Annotated in this window: 11 protein-coding genes; 7 read left to right on the forward strand and 4 right to left on the reverse strand. The window is 67.7% G+C overall.

Going from position 1 to position 14,057, the window contains the following annotated elements; all coding sequences use genetic code 11:
• Window positions 1–55: 55 nt before the first annotated feature.
• Window positions 56–631, reverse strand: coding sequence for an NnrU family protein (locus CJ014_RS16240; RefSeq protein ID WP_100081535.1), 576 nt, complete (start codon window positions 629–631; stop codon window positions 56–58).
• 201 nt (window positions 632–832) lie between these two features.
• Between CJ014_RS16240 and CJ014_RS28345 the strand changes: the two genes are divergently transcribed.
• The 4 genes from CJ014_RS28345 to CJ014_RS16260 all read left to right on the forward strand — a co-directional run bounded on the left by CJ014_RS28345 (window position 833) and on the right by CJ014_RS16260 (window position 6,496).
• Window positions 833–1,411: a L,D-transpeptidase gene (locus CJ014_RS28345; protein ID WP_100081536.1), complete on the forward strand. Its 579-nt coding sequence runs from the start codon at window positions 833–835 to the stop codon at window positions 1,409–1,411.
• Window positions 1,412–2,047: 636 nt separating this feature from the next.
• Window positions 2,048–2,197: a DUF1127 domain-containing protein gene (locus CJ014_RS16250; protein ID WP_084633142.1), complete on the forward strand. Its 150-nt coding sequence runs from the start codon at window positions 2,048–2,050 to the stop codon at window positions 2,195–2,197.
• Window positions 2,198–2,664: 467 nt separating this feature from the next.
• Entirely contained in the window at window positions 2,665–4,056 is a 1,392-nt protein-coding gene (gene trmFO, locus CJ014_RS16255) for a methylenetetrahydrofolate--tRNA-(uracil(54)-C(5))-methyltransferase (FADH(2)-oxidizing) TrmFO (protein ID WP_100081537.1), read from the forward strand.
• A 160-nt stretch (window positions 4,057–4,216) separates the two neighbouring features.
• Window positions 4,217–6,496, forward strand: coding sequence for a putative bifunctional diguanylate cyclase/phosphodiesterase (locus CJ014_RS16260; protein ID WP_165790866.1), 2,280 nt, complete (start codon window positions 4,217–4,219; stop codon window positions 6,494–6,496).
• Window positions 6,497–6,541: 45 nt separating this feature from the next.
• Here CJ014_RS16260 and CJ014_RS16265 read toward each other — a convergent pair whose 3' ends face one another.
• Window positions 6,542–7,489, reverse strand: coding sequence for a nucleoside hydrolase (locus CJ014_RS16265; RefSeq protein ID WP_100081539.1), 948 nt, complete (start codon window positions 7,487–7,489; stop codon window positions 6,542–6,544).
• An 87-nt stretch (window positions 7,490–7,576) separates the two neighbouring features.
• Window positions 7,577–8,584 (reverse strand): SLAC1 anion channel family protein, encoded by a 1,008-nt coding sequence (locus CJ014_RS16270; RefSeq protein ID WP_165790867.1) that lies wholly within the window; start codon window positions 8,582–8,584, stop codon window positions 7,577–7,579.
• 193 nt (window positions 8,585–8,777) lie between these two features.
• Between CJ014_RS16270 and CJ014_RS16275 the strand changes: the two genes are divergently transcribed.
• The 3 genes from CJ014_RS16275 to CJ014_RS16285 all read left to right on the forward strand — a co-directional run bounded on the left by CJ014_RS16275 (window position 8,778) and on the right by CJ014_RS16285 (window position 12,585).
• Window positions 8,778–10,370, forward strand: coding sequence for an MBL fold metallo-hydrolase (locus CJ014_RS16275; protein WP_100081541.1), 1,593 nt, complete (start codon window positions 8,778–8,780; stop codon window positions 10,368–10,370).
• 96 nt (window positions 10,371–10,466) lie between these two features.
• Window positions 10,467–11,258, forward strand: a complete 792-nt coding sequence (locus CJ014_RS16280) for a TOBE domain-containing protein (RefSeq protein WP_100081542.1) — start codon at window positions 10,467–10,469, stop codon at window positions 11,256–11,258.
• A 157-nt stretch (window positions 11,259–11,415) separates the two neighbouring features.
• On the forward strand, window positions 11,416–12,585 hold the full coding sequence (locus CJ014_RS16285) for an MFS transporter (protein WP_100081543.1): 1,170 nt from the start codon (window positions 11,416–11,418) through the stop codon (window positions 12,583–12,585).
• A 6-nt stretch (window positions 12,586–12,591) separates the two neighbouring features.
• On the opposite strand, the gene CJ014_RS16290 is transcribed toward CJ014_RS16285, so the two are convergent.
• Window positions 12,592–13,908 (reverse strand): RsmB/NOP family class I SAM-dependent RNA methyltransferase, encoded by a 1,317-nt coding sequence (locus CJ014_RS16290; protein ID WP_100081544.1) that lies wholly within the window; start codon window positions 13,906–13,908, stop codon window positions 12,592–12,594.
• Window positions 13,909–14,057: the final 149 nt, after the last annotated feature.

The raw sequence follows: 14,057 nt of genomic DNA on the forward strand, positions 1-14,057 counted from the left end.
TTTACAGCCTTTTTTGCCACGGCGCCACCTCTTCATGCAGGCGCCGCGAGCCCCTTCACAGAAGCGGCGTGCCAATCAGCCAGTCGTGCAGCCCGAACAGCAACGCCGCCCAGATGGCGAGACCGATCGCCACGGCGATCCAGTCGCTCGTCGGTTCGGGCGGAGCCGCCGTCGCCGCCGTCATCGGCCGGGCGATCAGCGAAAAACGGGCCGCCAGCGTCCATACGAAGAATACGGCGCTGAGCAGCACGCCGGCGAGCGTCCCGACGGCCAGCGCATGGGCGAGCGACCAGAGCGTCACCGACATCAGCATCGGGTGGCGGACGAAACGGCCGATGCGCGTCGGCACCGGAAAGAAGGAGGCGACGAGCAACGGCAGAGCCACCGCCATCAGCACGAAGGCGAAATCGCGCGCCCAGGGCGGCGGCGCAAACAGCGGCACCGGATCCTGCCGGGCGAGACCATACCCGTAGATCGTCAGGACGAGCCCGGTGAGCGAGACCAGCGAGTAGAGGCCGCGCCAGGGGTTGTGGCCGATACGGGCGATCGCCGCGCTCCGCACGCCGGGAAGCAGGATGTAGATCGAATGCATGCCGATGAACAGGACGAGACCTGCGAGAAAAATGGACATTCCCGGCTCCCTGGATGACCGGTGGCGGCCGAATGCCGACGCTGGAGACGAGCAGTGGCGGATCGGAGAGCCGACGAGGCCATGCCGGCATCCGGCCCTCGATAACTTTGCTAAAAAGCCCTGAAATCCGCGAAAACGATGATAACCATAATCAATTAACGCTTGCGTGCAATAGTGGGCGGCATCTTTACGGGGGATGTCATGTATCGCGTCTTCACCCTGTTGGGACTGTCCCTGTGCCTGGCCGCCGCCTTGCCGGCCCAAGCGGCCACCAGCGGCGACCCGAGTTTCGACAACGTCCCGATGCGGCCATCGCTGCCGGCGGGCGGGCACGCCGGCGAATTGGCGATGACGCTGCCGCCGGCCGCCGACATTGCCGAAGCCCTCGGCAGCGGTCCCGCGACGCGCCAGGCCCTCGGCCCCAAAGTCATGGTGCGGGTCAATCTCTCCAGGCAAAGGATGACCGTGCTGGTGCGTGGCAAGGTCGCCCATGTCTGGAAGGTCTCGACCGCCAGGAGCGGCTACAAGACGCCGACCGGCTTCTGGACGCCCTATCGCATGCACGTCATGTGGCACTCGCGGAAATACGACAACGCGCCGATGCCGCACTCCATCTTCTTCTACGAGGGCTACGCCATCCATGCGACGCCCTATGTGGCGCGGCTCGGCAAGCCGGCCTCGCATGGCTGCGTCCGCCTGCACCCCGACAACGCCAAGCTGCTGTTCGCCCTGGTCCGGCAATACGGCCCGTCGGCGGTACGCGTCTCCGTCGAGAAATAAGCCGCCGATTTCAGGCAGCGCCCCGACCTGGAAGGAACACGGGCGGCGCCGGCATCGGCCAAGCGCGCCGGCCCTGCTCCCGCCCTCCTTGTCGTCAACGGCATCATCCATGACATCGCTGTCAAAACCGGGCGATCGTCCATGGCGGCGCGGGCCGACGCGGAAAACGATTCAAGCGCGATCCGCCGACCAAGGACGCCCCGGGCAAAACCGATTCAGGACCATTGGGGCATCTACGTAGAGATTTTTGAGACCTTCCAAACTCAAACCCTCCCCGCATAACCATCCCATGGCATTCAAAATTTCTTTCGGTGGGTTTTAGCGCAGGTTTATGCTGCAATGCATCATTGGCTGATTTATGATTATATCACCTCAAAAAATCCCTCATCTACCCCAAATAGCGGCAAATCGGCGACCGACCCATCGTCTAAAGTCGTATTTTAGCCGCATTTCGACGTCGAAGGGGATGGCTCTCCAGGGCACAAATGCTGCCGCGCGAAAACTGCATTCCTGACATGCAGGACCCCCTCTAGCCCCGCATGGCTCGTTCGCCTAAATGTCTGGGTGTCGAGAGCGAAGCGCAGCAGACGAAAGACTGAAGAGCGCAGCGCCTCACAACCCGAATGGATGAACGAAATGCTGGATACCGTTGTCAACAAGCTCCGCTCCTACCGCAAGTACCAGGAGACCTATCGCGAGCTCTCCCGTCTGAGCACCCGCGAGCTTGCCGACCTGGGCATCTCCCGCGGTGAAATCTCGAACGTCGCCCGCAAGGCCACGCTCTGAACCCACGAGATTAGGCTCGCCCGCCGAACTTTCCTCCTCCCAGTTCCGCGGCGACCCTGATAGACACCCTGCCGGTTCCTCCTCCCTCCGGCCGGTGTCTTGGAAAGATGGTCCTCCTCCCCCATCTTTCCCTTAGGCGATGATGGTCCTCTCCTCCTCCCTGGACCATTTCGCCGCTTTTGTGAGTACCGACCTGCCCTTCCTCCTCCCTGGGCAACGTCGGTTTGGTCGCAGCAATCCTCCTCCCTTGCTGTGACCGTCCTGCGATGCTCCTCCTCCCGCATCGCAGGTTAGCTGTAGCGGCATACCTCCTCCCATGCCGTCTACAGAAAATTGCAGCGCCCACCGGATCTCCTCCCCCGGTGGGCGTTTGCATTTTCGGGATATGCCGATCGGTCGCCCGCCTCTCCCGCCGAGCATCGGGAAAAGCGCTGCACGCGGCGGCGGGACGTGCTATCCCCCCCGCCATGAGCCAACAGACCCCCGCCCCCATTCACGTCGTCGGCGCCGGCCTCGCCGGTTCGGAAGCCGCCTGGCAGATCGTCTCCCGCGGCATTCCGGTCGTGCTTCACGAGATGCGGCCGCGTCGCGGCACCGAAGCGCACAAGACCGGCGGCTTCGCCGAGCTGGTCTGCTCCAACTCCTTCCGCTCCGACGACCATGAGAACAACGCCGTCGGCTTGCTGCACGAGGAGATGCGCCGCGCCGGTTCGCTGGTCATGAGCTCGGCGGACGCCAACAAGGTGCCGGCCGGCGGCGCGCTGGCCGTCGACCGCGACGGCTTCTCGGACAACGTCACCCAGACGCTGCGCGCCCATCCGCTGGTCACCGTCGTCGAGGACGAGGTCGACGGCCTGCCGCCCGAGGAATGGGGCAGCGTGATCGTCGCCACCGGCCCGCTGACCTCGCCGGCGCTCGCCGAGGCCATCCGCTCCAGGACCGGCGCCGCGTCGCTCGCCTTCTTCGACGCCATCGCGCCGATCGTCCATTTCGACAGCATCGACATGGACAAGGCCTGGTTCCAGTCGCGCTACGACAAGCCCGGTCCCGGCGGCACCGGCGCCGACTACATCAATTGCCCGCTGGACCGCGATGAGTACGAGGCCTTCGTCGACGCGCTCATCGCCGGCGACAAGACCGAATTCAAGGATTTCGAGAAGACGCCGTATTTCGACGGCTGCCTGCCGATCGAGGTAATGGCCGAGCGCGGCCGCGAGACCTTGCGCCACGGACCGATGAAGCCGGTCGGCCTGACCAACCCGCGCAATCCCACCGTCAAGTCCTATGCCATCGTCCAGCTCCGTCAGGACAATGCGCTCGGCACGCTCTACAACATGGTCGGCTTCCAGACGAAGCTGAAATACGGCGCCCAGGGCGATATCTTCCGCATGATTCCGGGGCTCGAAAAGGCCGAGTTCGCCCGGCTCGGCGGCCTCCACCGCAATACCTATCTCGACAGCCCGCGCCTCCTCGACCCGGTGCTCCGCCTCAAGGCGGCGCCACATCTCAGATTCGCCGGCCAGGTGACCGGCTGCGAGGGCTATGTCGAATCGGCCTCGATCGGCCTGCTGGCCGGCCGCTTCGCCGCCGCCGAACGGCTTGGCTCGACCGCGGCTCCGCCGCCGCCGACCACCGCCCTCGGCGCCCTGCTCGGTCACATCACCGGCGGCCACATCTCGGCGGAAACCGAGGGAGCCCCTCGCTCCTTCCAGCCGATGAACGTCAACTTCGGACTTTTCCCGCCGGTGGAAATTCCGAAGGAGCCCGGCCGGCGGCTGCGCGGCAACGAGAAGACCATCGCCAAGCGGCAGGCGATCTGCCGCCGGGCGCTCGCCGATCTCGCCGGCTGGCTCGGCTGACGGCAACGGGCCCGGGCAGGAGTCCGACGCCACCAACCGGAAGACGTATTTGTTTCGGAAGTAACAATTACACAAGGAAAATCTGGCTTATACGGCAATAACGACTCCTTCTGGGAAGCAAGTGATGGCGCCTGGCCGGCTGCTTCGGGTTCTGCGGCGCGTGAACGGGTGGGTTCTTCGGCCTGCCAGCCTGCCGGCATTGATCACGCTCGTCGCGGTCGGTCTGTTCGGCCTGCTCGCCGACCATCAAAACCACCAGATATTCGAACAGCATGCCCGGGCGGCCGTCGCCGATCGCCTGTCGGTCATCCGGGCCCGCCTCGAGGGCAACATCAGCCGCGACATCCAGATCGGCCGCGGCGTCGTGGCGGCCTTCGCCACCCGCCCGACCCTGGGCGAGGCCGAGTTCAACACGCTCGTCGAGCACCTGCTGGCAACCGGCTCCGATCTTCGCCTGATGGCCGCCGCGCCGGACATGGTGGTCCGCATGGTCCACCCGCTCGCCGGCAACGAGAAGGTGATGGGCCTCGACTATGCCCGGACCCCCAACCAGCGCGACGCCGCCTTCCGGGCGAGGCAAACCGGCCAGCTCGTCATGGCCGGCCCCCTCGAGCTGGTGCAAGGGGGGATCGGCATCGTCGGCCGCTTTCCGGTGCTGATCGATCAACCCGCAGGGCGTCCCGTCTTCTGGGGCATCGTGTCGGCGGTGATCGACATCGATCGCCTCTACGCCAACAGCGGCATTACCACCACCGACTTCGATCTCGACCTGACCATGCGCGGACGCGACGGCAAGGGCGCGGCCGGCGAGATCTTCTTCGGATCGGAGGACGTGCTGGCCCGCAATCCGCTCAGCACGACGGTCAACATTCCCGGCGGCACCTGGCAGCTCGCCGCCACGCCGAGGGGCGGCTGGCCGGCACCGCCCAACAACGCCGTCTTCCGCCTGATGATCGTGCTCATCGGCGCCATGGTCGTGCTGCCGATCCTCGTCACCAGCCATCTCTACGCCGAACGGCGGCGCAATCTCGACGAGCTGCGGGAAGCCAAGAGGCTGGCCGAGGCCCGCAACCATCAGCTCGAGGAGGCCAACCGCCGTGTCCGGCACACCTCGCTGCATGACGAGCTGACCGGCCTGCCCAACCGCCGCTATCTCATGGACCATCTCGGCGACCTGAAGTCCGGCGCGCCGGAGATTGCCGGCCGGATCGCCGTCCTCCATATCGACCTCGACCGCTTCAAGCAGGTCAACGATGCCTACGGGCATGCGGTGGGCGATCGCCTGCTCCGGCACGTCGCCGGCCTGATGCGCGCCGTGTTCCGGCCCGGCGACATCGTGGCTCGCATCGGCGGCGACGAGTTCGTGGCCGTCTGCATCAGCGAGGAGCCGGAAGGGCTCGCCCGCGCGCTTGCCGAGGCCCTGATCGCCGGCTTCCGCCACCCGATCGACCTCGGCGAGCTTCGCTGCCGCAGCGGCCTGTCGATCGGCATCGCCTGCTCCGGCCCCGGCGACAACCAGCCGGCCAAGCTGCTGATCGACGCCGACATCGCCCTCTACCGGGCCAAGAAACTCGGGCGCAATCGCTTCGAGTTCTTCACGCCGGCGCTGGAAGCCGAGGTGGTCAGCGCCAAATGCCTTGCCGACGAAATCCTCACCGGCATGGAGGAGGAGCAGTTCACCGCCCACTACCAGCCGCAATTCGACGCCCGGACGCGCGCGATGGTCGGCATCGAGGCGCTGGCGCGCTGGAACCATCCGGCGGACGGGGTGGTCCCGCCCGCCCGCTTCCTCAAGGTGGCCGAGGATATCAATGCGCTGCCGGTCCTCGATCATCTGGTTCTCGAGACCGCCCTCGCCGACCGTCTGCGCTGGATCGCCGCGGGCATAAGGGTGCCGCGGATCGCCGTCAACGTGTCGATGGGCCGGCTCAGGGATGAGCGCCTCGTCGACACGCTTTCGACAATGGCGATCGGACCGGGCGCGCTGTCCTTCGAGCTCACCGAGGCGATCTACCTCGACGACAGCGACGAGGTCGTCTCGGAAAACATCCAGCGCCTCAAGGCGCTCGGCATCGAAATCGAGATCGACGATTTCGGCACCGGCTACGCCTCGATCGTCAGCCTGATGCGGCTGCAGCCGAACCGCCTCAAGATCGCCCACCAGCTCACGGCCGCCGTCTCCACTTCGTTCGCCCAGCGCCAGCTCATCCGCTCGATCGTCGAGATCGGACGGACGCAAGGCATCGGCATCGTCGCCGAGGGCGTCGAAACACTGGAACAGGCCGACGTGCTGGCCGAACTCGGCTGCCAGACGCTGCAAGGCTACGCCCTCGGTCGGCCGATGGACGCCGACGCGCTGGCCAAGCTGATGCTCCAGGAGCGCGATCTGGCCCCGGACGACCCGGATGGGCTGCTCGTCTCCCGGGGCGATCGGAGCTAGAGCTCGTCAGTACCGAACCCGCCAAGGCGGCGGGATGCTTCCGCCTCAGCCCTTGCGGGCCGCGTGGAGCCGCTCGATCACCAGGTCGAAATAGCCGTCGGCGTCGATCTCGGTCAGCACCAGCGCGTTCTTCGGCCGGCCGGTCACCGAATGCCAGTCGACCACGGTCATGCCGCGCGTCAGCTCGTCGCAGGAGATCTCGACGTTGACGAGGCGCCCCCTGAACAGCTCCGGCCTCAGGAGATAGGCGGTGACGGTCGGATCGTGCAGCGGACCGCCGTCCATGCCCCAGGCTTTCTCGTCGAAGCGCTTGTTCCACTCGAGCAGGTGGTAGAACGCCTCCATGTGCGGCCCGCCCATGGCGCGCAGCTTGTCGAGGCGGTGTTTCTTGGTCAGCGCCGTGTGGGTGCAGTCGAGCGGGATCATGACGATCGGCGCGCCGCACTCGAACACCTTCTTCGCCGCTTCGGGATCGACGTAGATATTGTATTCGGCGGCCGGCGTGACGTTGCCGCCCTCCGAGCGGGCGCCGCCCATCAGCACGATGCCCTCGAGGCGCCCGGCGAGCCGCGGCTCCCGCGCCATGGCGAGCGCGATGTTGGTGAGCGGCGCCAGACAGCAGAGCGTCACCGACTTCTCGGGCCGCGACATCACCAGCTCGACGATCTTGTCGGGCGCGAAGCCGTCCGCCGCCGTCGCCACCGGATCGGGCAGGTCGTAACCCTCGAAGCCGGTCGCGCCATGCACGTATTCCGCCGTCTCGAGCGCCCGCACCATCGGCCCGGCGGCGCCGGCGTAGACCGGCGCGTCGGCGGTCCGCCCCACCAGTTCCAGCGCCTTCAGGGCGTTGCGGGTGGTGTGGTGGAGCGGCACGTTGCCGCCGACCGTGGTGATCGCCAGAAGCTCGAGTTCCCCGGGCGATCCGAGCGCCATCAGGAAGGCGACGGCATCGTCGGGCGACGGATCGGTATCGATGATGATGGACTTGACCATGAAGGGCTCCGGAAAGGCCTGTCGGCCACCGCAGCCTTATCCGTTCAATTACCTAGAGGCAACGGCCAATCGCCTCGACATAGCGGCTCAGTCGGAAACGAGCAGCTTGCCGTTGGCGAGCCCGAGCAGCGTCGCCAGCACCACCACCAGCACTAGGAGCGAGGCGATGGAGAGCTGCGCCCACAGGAGCCAGTCGGCGAAGGGGAAAGGATAGGCGCGCACCAGCGTGAACAGCGCCACGGTGAAGGCCGCCGCCGGGAAGGTATAGCTCCACCAGGACAGCGCCAGCGGCGCCTTCAGGAAGCGCGGCAGGATGGTGAGGAACACCACGGCGAGGAACGAGGCATAGCCGAACAGCGCCAGCGCCGGCCAGTCGACCTTGCCTTCGAGCGCCACCAGCGACAGGAAGGCGACCGAGGGCGGCGCCAGGAAGATCACCAGCGTCGGCTTCAGCTTCTCGGGAAAGGCCGGCCCGGCCGCGATGCGCTGGAACAGCAGCGGCTGCACGGTCAGCCAGAAGATCATGCCGATGCCGAACAGCAGCCACGACGGCATGACGAGGCCCAGCCGGACGCCGAACACCGGCGCCAGCAGCATGCCGACCAGCGGGATCAGCGTCGGCGGCATCAGCGACATCGGGTCGTTGCGCGGCGTCAGCATCAGGCCGCGCACGGTGAACAGCGCCACGAAAAGATGCAGCGCCACCGCCACCGTCCACGCCCAGAAGGCGGCGCCGGGCTGCGTCGGAATCAGCATGGCCGCGATCATCATCAGGCCGATGGTGAAGGCTCCGGCGAAGGCGGCGCGCGCCGGATGGCCGAGATCGGCGATGAGCGCCCGCGGATGGCGGATCTCCCGCCAGATATGGAGAAGAGTGAGCAACGCCCAGACCAGCGCCGCCACCGACAGCAGCGCCTCGCCCGGGAAGGACGGCACCCCGAAATGGGCGGTCGCCTCGCGCCAGGCGAGACCGAGACCGCCGATTCCCATCGGCGCCGAGAACAGCGGGAAAGGCAGATGGGCGATGCGGCTCGGCCGCACGGGCGCGGCCTTCGGCTCCGCTTCGTCGCGGTCGATTCGGGTGGCGGTCGCCATGTCGTCATCCTCGTGCGGGCGGAAACTTCCGCCACAGTCTCCCATTTTTCCACACGGAGGCTAAGGCTCCGTAAAGCCTGATCGGCCGGAATTGGTCATAAGACGCAGCCGGCCGCCCTTGCCAACCCGGCCGAAGACCCCAGTATGGAAGCGTCGGCACGCTGGCCGGCCGTTCCTTCCGAGGTGCTTCACAATGTCCGATCAGCCCGTCATCACCTTCCACGGCGCCGCCGAAACCGTCACCGGCTCCTGTCACATGATCGAAGCCGGCGGGCACCGGGTCTTGATCGACTGCGGCATGTTCCAGGGATCGAAGACCGAGAAGGAGCTCAACTATCGCGCCTTTCCATTCGATCCGCGCGCCATCGACGCGCTGATCCTGACGCACGCCCACATCGACCATTCCGGCCTCGTCCCGAAGCTGGTGAGAGACGGCTTCACCGGCCCGATCTTCGCGTCGGCGCCGACCATCGACCTCTGCAAGGTGATGCTGCCCGATTCGGCCCACATCCAGGAAATGGAAGTAGAGCAGCTCAACCGCCGCAACAAGCGGCGCGGCCGGCAGGAAGTGACGCCGATCTACACGCTGCTCGACGCCATGGAGGCGGTGAAGCTGATGCGGCCGACGCGGCTCGCCGACTGGCGGGAGGCGGCGCCGGGCATCCGCTTCCGCCTGTGGAACGCCGGCCACCTGCTCGGCTCGACGTCGATCGAGATGGAGACGGCCGGCGGCGACCGGCCGGTGCGCATCCTGTTCTCCGGCGACCTCGGGCCGGACAACAAGCTGCTGCAGCCGAATCCCGAGGCGCCGGCCGGCTGGGACCACGTGGTGATGGAATCCACCTACGGCGATACCGACCGCCTGGAAGTGACGGAGGCCCGCCGCCGGGCGGAATTGCGGGCCGAGGTGCAGGCGGCGATCAATCCCGACGGCGTCCTTTTGATCCCTTCCTTCGCCGTCGAGCGGACCCAGGAACTGCTCGCCGACCTCGTCCATCTGTTCGAGACCGGCCAGTTGCCGCCCTGCCCCGTCATCATCGATTCGCCGCTCGCCAACCGGGCGAGCCAGATCTTCCGCGCCTACGCCCGCACGCTCGACAACGGCGACCTGTTGCTGCGGGCCTTCGCCTCGCCGCACGTCCGCTTCACCGAAAGCGTCGAGCAGTCGATGGCGCTCGACCAGATGCATGGCTTCCACATCGTCATCTCGGCGTCCGGCATGTGCGAGGCCGGCCGTATCCGCCACCGGCTGCGCAACTGGTTGTGGCGGTCGGAGGCGACGGTGCTGCTGGTCGGCTACCAGGCGGCCGGCACGCTCGGTCGGCTGCTCGCCGACGGCGCTCCGGTGGTCCGCATGAAGGGCGAGCAGATCGAGGTGCGCGCCCGCATCCGCAAGCTCGACCTCTACAGCGGCCACGCCGACGGACCGGAGCTCGCCGCCTGGCTCAGGAAGCGCCTGCCGGTCGGCGGCACCGTGTTCATGGTGCACGGCGAGGAGATGGCCATCGACGGACTCAGGGCGCGGCTTGCCGACAGCGTGCCCCGCGAGCGCCTCGTCGATCCGCGCCTCGACGCCTCCTACCGGCTCGGCCATGCCGCCGCCGTGGAGATCGTCGACACCGCGAGGGTGCCGCGCATCGATCCGAGGCAGGCCGGCCATACCGACTGGCACAACGATTTCCAGAGCCTGCTGCTCGACATCCAGGCGGAAATCGGCAAGGCAGCCGACGAGAAGGCGCGCGGCAAGGTCATCCGCCGGCTGAGAAACGCGCTCGCCGCCGGATAGGCTCGGGAATTCCCCTCGCCGCCCCGCCGGGCTAGAACGTGGCGGCCGGCCGACCGCCACGCACGTCAGCCGGCCGCAATGATGGAAGGGCCCGCGATGCCGATCAATGCCTCGATCACCCTCAGGAGCGACGGCCCGTCGTCGGTCAACGGCGACCGCATCCGCCTCCTCGAGGCGGTGGCCCGCGAGGGCAGCATCTCGGCCGGCGCCAAGGCGGTCGGCATCACCTACAAGGCGGCCTGGGACTGGCTCGACGCCCTCGCCAACCTGTTCGGCCAGCCGATGCTCGATACGCGGACCGGCGGCCGGGCCGGCGGCGGCGCGACGCTGACGCCGGCCGGCGCCAAGGTGATCGAGGCCTATCGCCGCATGGAAGCGGAGATGGCCCGCGTGGTCCGCCTGATCGAGCCGGACCTCGTCGGCAGCGGCATTTCCCCCCTCAACCTCTTCTCGGGCTATTTCATGCGAACCTCGGCGCGCAACGTCCTTCGCGGCACCATCGTCTCCATCGACGCCGACACCCTGAACGCCGACGTCGCGGTGGCCGTGTCGAACGAGACCGTCATCCATGCCACCGTCACCGCCGGCAGCCTCAGGGATCTCGGCCTCGTCGTCGGGCGCGAGGCGATCGTGCTCATCAAGGCGCCCTTCGTGATGATCGCCCCCGGCACCGAACCGCCGGCCGTCTCAGTCGCCAACCGCGTCGCCGGCCGCATCGCCCGCATCGAGATGGGAGCGGTCAACGCCGAAGTGGTGCTCGACGTCGGCGGCGGCAAGTCGCTCACCGCCTCGATCACCGCCCGCTCGGCCGAAACGCTGGCGCTCAGGGAAGGCGCGCCCGCCGTCGCCCTGTTCGACGCCGGACACGTCATCATCGCCATCGACTGAGCAACGCCAATCGCGCCGCGGTCACCCTCCTGACATATCCGGCCCACGCTCCGGGCGAACATGGCGAAATCGCCGGTCAGCGCGCTTTCACCGTCTGGCGAATGATCGATATTGGCGATAGATGTTCGCTTGAATCGATTCTGAGATTGGTGACCCGATGACCCAAGTCCGCCTGATCATGCTGATCTTCTTCCTGGATCCGCTCGTCTTCGGCAACTGGCTGTCGCGCATTCCCGAGGTGCAGGCCGGCCTCGGCCTCAGCCCGGCGGAACTGGCGCTCGCGCTCCTGGGCATGCCGGTGTCCAATCTCCTGATCCTGCCGTTTGCCGGCCGGATCTGCGATGCCGTCGGCGCGCGCAACCTGCTGATCTACACCTTCGCCGGCATGCTGCTGATCCTGTCGCTGCCGGGGCTCGCCTTCGACATCCCCTCGCTGTTCTTGATCCTCTTCTTCTGCGGCGCGCTGCTGGCGCTGGCCGAGCTCGCCATGAACGTCGAGGCGGCGCGCATCGAGAAGGAAGCCGGCCGGCTGATCATGAGCACCTGCCACGGCTGCTGGAGCGTCGGCATCGGCGTCGGCAGCTTCCTCGGCGCCACGCTCGCCACCCTCGGGCTGACGGTCACCGAGGCGCTGGTCCTGTCGGTGGTGGTCGTGCTGCCGGTCGCCGTCTGGGCCGGCCTGCGCCTGCCGGTGGTCGGGCCGGCCAAGGCGGCCCACGATACCCCGTCGCCGTCCTTCTTCGCCATTCCGCCGAAGGGCCTGCTGCTCGTCTGCCTGTTCAGCGTCGGCTTCGCCGTCACGGAGGGAGCGATGGGCGACTGGTCCGGCATCTTCCTGAGAGACGAGACGGGCACGCCGACCGCCATGCTCGGCTACGGATACGCCACCTTCGCCGCCCTGCTGTCGGCCGGCCGCTTCATGGGCGACACGCTGCGCAAACGCCTGGGCATGGTGGTGTTGGGCCGGCTCTTCGTGTCGATCGCCCTCGGCGGCGCCCTGGTGATTTCCGTCGCCACCGATTTCTGGATGGGCGCCGTCGCCTTCGGCATGATCGGGCTCGGCATTTCCGTCGCCTTCCCGATGGCGGTCACCGCCGTCACGGCGATCCCCGGCACGCCGGCCGGCAACGTCGCCATCCTCTCGGCGATCTACGTTCTCGGCTTCCTGGCCGGCCCGCTAGTGATCGGCGGCCTCGCCGAATTCCTCGGCATCCGCGCCGGACTGATGTTCCTAATCCCGGTTCTGCTCCTCAGCCTGCTGCTCAGCGGCTCGCTCCGCCCCGGCGATCGCAACGTCGCGGCGGCGGCCGAGCCGGCCAAGGCCTGACGGCGATCAGCCCGTCCGGTTCAGGACGGCGACGAAGAAGCCGTCCGTGCCGGTCAGCGCCGGCGTCAGCCGGAGCATCGATCCCGCGTGGCCGTCGAGGCCGAGGCGCGTGAGATCCGGCGCTGCCGCGCCGGTCACCGCCGCGAAGGCGGCAGCCGCGTCGCCGAGCGAGAAATCCGGCGTGCGGGCGAGGAAGGCGGCGATCTGCTCCTCGTTCTCTTCCGGCAGCACCGAGCAGGTGATGTAGACGATGCGGCCGCCGGCCTTCACCAGCCGCACCGCGTTGTCGAGCACCGCCGCCTGTTCCTTGAGGCGGATCTCCAGCGCGCCGGGCGCCAGGCGCCACTTGGCGTCCGGCCGGCGGCGCCAGGTGCCGGAACCGGTGCAGGGCGCGTCGACCAGCACCAGGTCGCTCTTGCCGGCGAGATCGGCCAGCACGTCCTGGTCGCGGCGCGGCTCGCGGATCTGGATGTTGCGGCTGCCGGAGCGATCGATGCGGTCGAGGATGTCGCCGAAGCGGCGCTTGTCGCTGTCGTAGGCGTAGATCTGGCCGTGGTTGCCGAGCGCGGCGGAGAGAGCCAGCGTCTTGCCGCCCGCCCCGGCGCAGAGATCGACCACCTGCCGGCCGCCGCCGCAGGAGGCGATCAGCGCGGCGAGCTGGCTGCCCTCGTCCTGCACTTCGAACCAGCCCTTCTTGTAGGCGAGATCGGAGGAAACGTGGCCGGGCCGGAGGTCGCCGTCGACGGCCGGAATACGGATGCCGACCGGCGACCAGCGGCAGGGCTCGGCCTTGAGATGGGTAAGACCGCCGAGCACCTGCTCGCGCCCGCTCTTCAGCGTGTTGACGCGCAGGTCGACGTCGGCGCGGCCGGCCAGCGCCTCGCCCTCCTCCACCACGCGGTCGCCGAAGGCGCGGGCCAGCGAGGCGGCCAGCCATTCGGGATAGTCGCCCTTCACCCAGTCGGGCGCGTCGGCCGGAACGGCGCCAGCCGCAAGCGCCGCGCGCTCGTCGTCGGTGAGCGGCGACGGGGCGAACTTGTCCTCGGCAAACAACGCATCGAGCGATGGCACGCTGCGCCCCCACAGCCGCACGGCGGCGGCGAGCGCCAGCGCGCGCGGGCTGTCCGAGCCCATGACGGCGGCGAGCGACGCCTTGCGGCGCAGCACGTCGAACACCAGGTTGCCGATGGCGCTACGGTCTTTCGAGCCGGCGAAGCGGTGGGTCAGCCCCCAGTCCTTCAGCGCGTCCTGCACCGGGCGCCGCGTGCGCTCGACATCTCCCAGCACTTCGATCGCCGCCGCGATCCTGCCGCCGTCTCTCATGACGATATCCTTCGGTTGCCCGTCCAGTCGTGTCGCCGACATATGAAACAGTCGGCCGCCGGGAGCAAGCCCGACGGCCGACGCAGAACAGAAACCGTCTCCATCCGAAGATGCGATTTTACCCCTCTCTCCAACTCTCCCCCACAAGG

Source organism: Pleomorphomonas carboxyditropha, from assembly GCF_002770725.1.
In the GTDB taxonomy this organism is placed as follows: Bacteria; Pseudomonadota; Alphaproteobacteria; order Rhizobiales; family Pleomorphomonadaceae; genus Pleomorphomonas; species Pleomorphomonas carboxyditropha.

What these genes read in the sequence shown, in the direction of transcription:
- CJ014_RS16250 (WP_084633142.1), top strand. Translation starts at nt 2,048, where the DNA reads ATGCTGGATACCGTTGTCAACAAGCTCCGCTCCTACCGCAAGTACCAG.
- CJ014_RS16275 (WP_100081541.1), top strand. Translation starts at nt 8,778, where the DNA reads ATGTCCGATCAGCCCGTCATCACCTTCCACGGCGCCGCCGAAACCGTC.
- CJ014_RS16270 (WP_165790867.1), bottom strand. Translation starts at nt 8,584, where the DNA reads ATGGCGACCGCCACCCGAATCGACCGCGACGAAGCGGAGCCGAAGGCC.
- CJ014_RS16290 (WP_100081544.1), bottom strand. Translation starts at nt 13,908, where the DNA reads ATGAGAGACGGCGGCAGGATCGCGGCGGCGATCGAAGTGCTGGGAGAT.
- CJ014_RS16265 (WP_100081539.1), bottom strand. Translation starts at nt 7,489, where the DNA reads ATGGTCAAGTCCATCATCATCGATACCGATCCGTCGCCCGACGATGCC.
- CJ014_RS28345 (WP_100081536.1), top strand. Translation starts at nt 833, where the DNA reads ATGTATCGCGTCTTCACCCTGTTGGGACTGTCCCTGTGCCTGGCCGCC.
- CJ014_RS16280 (WP_100081542.1), top strand. Translation starts at nt 10,467, where the DNA reads ATGCCGATCAATGCCTCGATCACCCTCAGGAGCGACGGCCCGTCGTCG.
- trmFO (WP_100081537.1), top strand. Translation starts at nt 2,665, where the DNA reads ATGAGCCAACAGACCCCCGCCCCCATTCACGTCGTCGGCGCCGGCCTC.
- CJ014_RS16285 (WP_100081543.1), top strand. Translation starts at nt 11,416, where the DNA reads ATGACCCAAGTCCGCCTGATCATGCTGATCTTCTTCCTGGATCCGCTC.
- CJ014_RS16240 (WP_100081535.1), bottom strand. Translation starts at nt 631, where the DNA reads ATGTCCATTTTTCTCGCAGGTCTCGTCCTGTTCATCGGCATGCATTCG.